Origin of the sequence: Streptomyces sp. col6 (assembly GCF_008042035.1) — a bacterium.
Lineage (GTDB): Bacteria > Actinomycetota > Actinomycetes > Streptomycetales > Streptomycetaceae > Streptomyces.
Genome location: NZ_RDBL01000031.1, coordinates 49,470 through 53,078, shown reverse-complemented (window position 1 = coordinate 53,078; position 3,609 = coordinate 49,470). Strand labels below are relative to the sequence as shown.

Sequence of the window (3,609 nt, the reverse complement as noted above, 5' to 3'; positions counted from 1 at the left end):
CGAAGCCCGTGGGTCAGCCGGTGAAGATCTCGGTCACCGTCCAGATCGCCAGACCCAGCATGCACAGCCCGCCGATCCGCTGCACGGTCTTCAGCGGGACGCGCTTCGCGATGAACCGGCCCGCGAGCAGCGCCAGCGCCGATACGGACATCAGGGCGGCGGCGGAGCCGATCGCGGTCGACCAGGTACCGTTGCTCGCCGCGAGGTTGGCGGTCGTGATCTGGGTGAGGTCGCCCCACTCGCTGATGAACACCGCCATGAAGGCCGTCGAGTACACCGGCCAGAACCCGGTCACCGTCTTCGGGCCCTCGTCGTCGTCCTCGTCACCCCCGCCCCCGCGCAGCAGCATGAAGGCGCCGAAGGCGAAGAGGGAGGCCGAGACGAGCTTGACGACCCAGTCGGGCAGCAGACCGAGCAGTCCGCCCGCCCCCACCGCGATGGCGACATGCACGATGAACGCGGACGACGTGCCGAACCAGACATAGAGCGGCCGCATGCGCGTGCCCATCGCGAGCGACGCGAACATCGTCTTGTCCGGGAGTTCGGCGAGGAAGATCAGCCCGAAAGCGGTGATGATCGCCAGGGGGTCGAGATGCATTCCGGAAGGCTTTCTGTACGAGCCGGGCCCCGGATCTCCGCGAAGTGCCGGTCGGCGTTTCGGAGGACCACTCGGCCCGGCATGACGGCACCGCCCACCGGGCGTGGGCGTGTCATACCTGGCCGAAGGTCTCGCCCACCCGTGATGGTCCACGAGCCCGGCCACCGGGAACCCGAGGGCTCCAGTGTGTCGACGACCGGTTTGCGGGGCTACTCCCCTTCGCAGCCGTCCACACTACCTCAGCCGGCCGGCCGCCGCGCGAGCAGGAACCCCTGCGGAGTCCGCTCCGCCGCATCCGCCGCCCGCACCAGCCGGGCCCGCACCTCGAACCCGGCGTCCTCCAGCAGCCCGGCGACCCGGTCCGGGGCGAAGCGGTACACATCGAGGTCCACGGGGTGCCCGTACGCGTGCTCCAGCCGCACGCTCTCGTCGTCGCCCGCCTTGAAGGCGATGAGCAGATGGCCGCCGGGGGCCAGGACCCGGTGGAACTCGGCCACGTACACCCCCAGCTCCTCCGGCGGGGTGTGCACGAGCGAGTACCAGGCGAGAGCACCGCCCAGCGAACCGTCCGCCAGGTCCAGTGCGGTCATCGTCCCCACCTCGAACCGCAGCTCCGGGTGGCGCCGCCGCGCCTCCGCGACCATGCCGGGCGACAGGTCGAGACCGGAGGCGGCGAGCCCGAGGTCGCGCAGATACGCGGTCACCCGCCCCGGCCCGCACCCGAGATCCACCACGGGCCCACCGCCGCCGGCCCGCACATACGTCGCGAAGGCGCCGAGCATCGCCCGGTCCAGGGGCTTCGCCGCCAACTCGTCGGCGAGCAGCGCGGCGTAGTCGGCGGCGACGGTGTCGTACGAGGCGCGGGTGGCGGGGAGAGTCATGCCCGGGACCGTACCGGGCCCGCCCGGGAGCGGTGTACCGTCGCGCCATGGCGAAGGTGGCGGTCAGTCTCGACGCGGAACTCGTGGTCGAAGTGATGGTGCTCGCGGGGGTCGGCAACCCGCAGGACGCGGTCGAACTCGTGGTCCGCGACTACATCGCGCGCGGCCACCGCACGGAGGCCCGCGTCGCGGCGCGCGAGGAGAGCGCGCGCGACGACAAGACCGGGACGCCGGAGACGCAGGGCTGACCCGCCGCTCCGCGTCAGCCGACGGGCCGGCCGTCCTCCAGCTCCACGGCGCCCGTGCCGGACTCCAGTGCCTCCAGCGCCGCGTGCATCCGCCAGGCGCGCGACCCCTTCAGATGCTGGTCGATCTCCGCCGGCTCGACCAGCTTCCAGGACAGGAGCTCCGACTCCTGGAGCCGGATCGCCTTCAGCTGCTCCTCGTCCAGGACCCCGCCGTCGTACACGTATGCCACGATCGGCGGCCGGTCGCTGCCGCGCGCCCAGTCGACGACGAGGAGCCGGCCGGGCTCGATGTCGAGCCCGATCTCCTCCAGCGACTCGCGCCGCGCTCCCTGCCGCGGGGTCTCCCCGTCCGCGGACTCGACCGTCCCGCCGGGGAGCGTCCAGCCCTCCCGGTAGTTCGGCTCGACGAGCAGCACCCGGCCGTTCGCGTCCCGGAAGACGCAGGCGGCGCCGACGAGCACCTTGGGGAGACCGGCAATGTACGTGGCGTAGTCAGTAGTGGTCACACGGTCAGCGTAGGCCCACTTTGATCGATCAGACCATGGGCAGGGAGGGGGTACGGCGGATAGGGTCGGGGCGGCGCGACTGCCTGTTCGAAAGCAAAGGGAATCAAGGTGACGGACGGAGCAGTGATGGAGACCGCACGCGTGCTCGTCGCGGCGGACAAGTTCAAGGGCTCGCTCACGGCCGTGCAGGTCGCGGAGCGGGTGACGGCCGGGCTGCGGCGCGTTGTCCCCGGGGTGCGGGTGGAGACCCTGCCCGTGGCGGACGGCGGCGACGGCACGGTGGCGGCGGCGGTGGCCGCCGGTTTCGAGCGCCGCGAGGCGCGGGTGACCGGGCCGCTGGGCGACCCCGTCACCGCCGCGTACGCGGTGCGCGGGACCACCGCGGTGGTCGAGATGGCCGAGGCGTCCGGCCTCCAGCACCTGCCCGAGGGCGTCTTCGCACCCCTCACGGCCACCACGTACGGCTCCGGGGAACTCCTCCTCGCCGCGGCCGACGCGGGGGCGCGGACCATCGTGTTCGGCGTCGGCGGCAGCGCGACCACGGACGGCGGCGCCGGCATGCTCGCCGCGCTCGGCGCGCGCCTCCTCGACGCGGACGGCAAGCCGGTCGGGCTGGGCGGCGCCGGCCTCGCGGACCTCGCCGATGCGGACCTCTCCGGGCTCGACCCCCGCCTCGCGGAGATCGACCTGATCCTCGCCAGCGACGTCGACAACCCGCTGACCGGCCCGAAGGGTGCCCCCGAGGTCTACGGCCGCCAGAAGGGCGCCACCGAGGCCGACATCGCGGTGCTCGACGCGGCACTCGCGCACTACGCGTCGCTCCTCGGCCCCGAGCAGGCCCGACTGCCCGGCGCCGGGGCGGCCGGCGGCATCGGCTACGGTGCGCTCGTCGCCCTCGGCGCGCGCTTCCGCCCCGGGATCGAGGTCATGCTCGACGTCCTCGGCTTCGCGCCCGCGCTGGAGCGGGCGACGTTCGTCATCACCGGCGAGGGCTCCCTCGACGCGCAGACCCTGCACGGCAAGGCGCCGGCGGGGGTCGCGGCGGCGGCGCGGGCGGCGGGCGTGGAGGTCGTCGCGGTCTGCGGGCGCCTCGCGCTGTCGCCGGAGGCGCTGGAGGGGGCGGGGATCCGGCGGGCGTACGCGCTGCTGGACCTGGAGCCGGATCCTGCGGTGTGCATGGCGGAGGCGGGGCCGTTGCTCGAGCGCGCGGCGGAGTCGATCGCGCGCGACTTTCTGGCCTGAGGCTTTCCGTAACCGGGGGCTCAAACGCCGGCGAGGCCGGCCATTTCAGCCTCGCCGGCGTTTGAGGCGCGGGGTCCGGGGCGGAGCCCCGGTTCGGGAAGGGGCGGGTAGGGGACAAGGCCCGCCGCAGGCGC

The 3,609-nt window shown here is 73.6% G+C and carries 5 protein-coding genes; 2 read left to right on the top strand and 3 right to left on the bottom strand.

Annotation, left to right across the window (positions count from 1 at the left end; translation table 11 throughout):
* Positions 1-13: 13 nt before the first annotated feature.
* Both EAO73_RS34730 and EAO73_RS34725 read right to left on the bottom strand, forming a co-directional pair.
* The gene (locus EAO73_RS34730; RefSeq protein WP_147975513.1) at positions 14-598 is read right to left on the bottom strand and encodes a TMEM165/GDT1 family protein; all 585 of its coding nucleotides are present in this window, start codon (positions 596-598) and stop codon (positions 14-16) included.
* 239 nt (positions 599-837) lie between these two features.
* Positions 838-1,479 carry a class I SAM-dependent DNA methyltransferase gene (locus EAO73_RS34725; protein WP_147975512.1) on the bottom strand — a complete coding sequence of 214 codons (642 nt, stop codon included), beginning with the start codon at positions 1,477-1,479 and terminating at the stop codon, positions 838-840.
* A gap of 47 nt (positions 1,480-1,526) precedes the next feature.
* On the opposite strand from EAO73_RS34725, the gene EAO73_RS34720 reads away from it, so the two are divergent.
* On the top strand, positions 1,527-1,727 hold the full coding sequence (locus EAO73_RS34720; protein WP_147975511.1) for a DUF2191 domain-containing protein: 201 nt from the start codon (positions 1,527-1,529) through the stop codon (positions 1,725-1,727).
* A gap of 14 nt (positions 1,728-1,741) precedes the next feature.
* Here the strand turns inward: EAO73_RS34720 and EAO73_RS34715 are convergent, their stop codons facing one another.
* The gene (locus tag EAO73_RS34715; RefSeq protein WP_147975510.1) at positions 1,742-2,233 is read right to left on the bottom strand and encodes an NUDIX domain-containing protein; all 492 of its coding nucleotides are present in this window, start codon (positions 2,231-2,233) and stop codon (positions 1,742-1,744) included.
* A 126-nt stretch (positions 2,234-2,359) separates the two neighbouring features.
* Here EAO73_RS34715 and EAO73_RS34710 point away from each other — a divergent pair, with 126 nt between their 5' ends.
* Complete coding sequence (locus EAO73_RS34710; RefSeq protein WP_147975522.1) at positions 2,360-3,475, top strand: glycerate kinase; 1,116 nt, start codon at positions 2,360-2,362, stop codon at positions 3,473-3,475.
* Positions 3,476-3,609: the final 134 nt, after the last annotated feature.

Bases quoted from the DNA above. Each gene is read 5' to 3' on its own strand.
- EAO73_RS34730 (WP_147975513.1), bottom strand. From the start codon at position 598: ATGCATCTCGACCCCCTGGCGATCATCACCGCTTTCGGGCTGATCTTC.
- EAO73_RS34720 (WP_147975511.1), top strand. From the start codon at position 1,527: ATGGCGAAGGTGGCGGTCAGTCTCGACGCGGAACTCGTGGTCGAAGTG.
- EAO73_RS34710 (WP_147975522.1), top strand. From the start codon at position 2,360: ATGGAGACCGCACGCGTGCTCGTCGCGGCGGACAAGTTCAAGGGCTCG.
- EAO73_RS34725 (WP_147975512.1), bottom strand. From the start codon at position 1,479: ATGACTCTCCCCGCCACCCGCGCCTCGTACGACACCGTCGCCGCCGAC.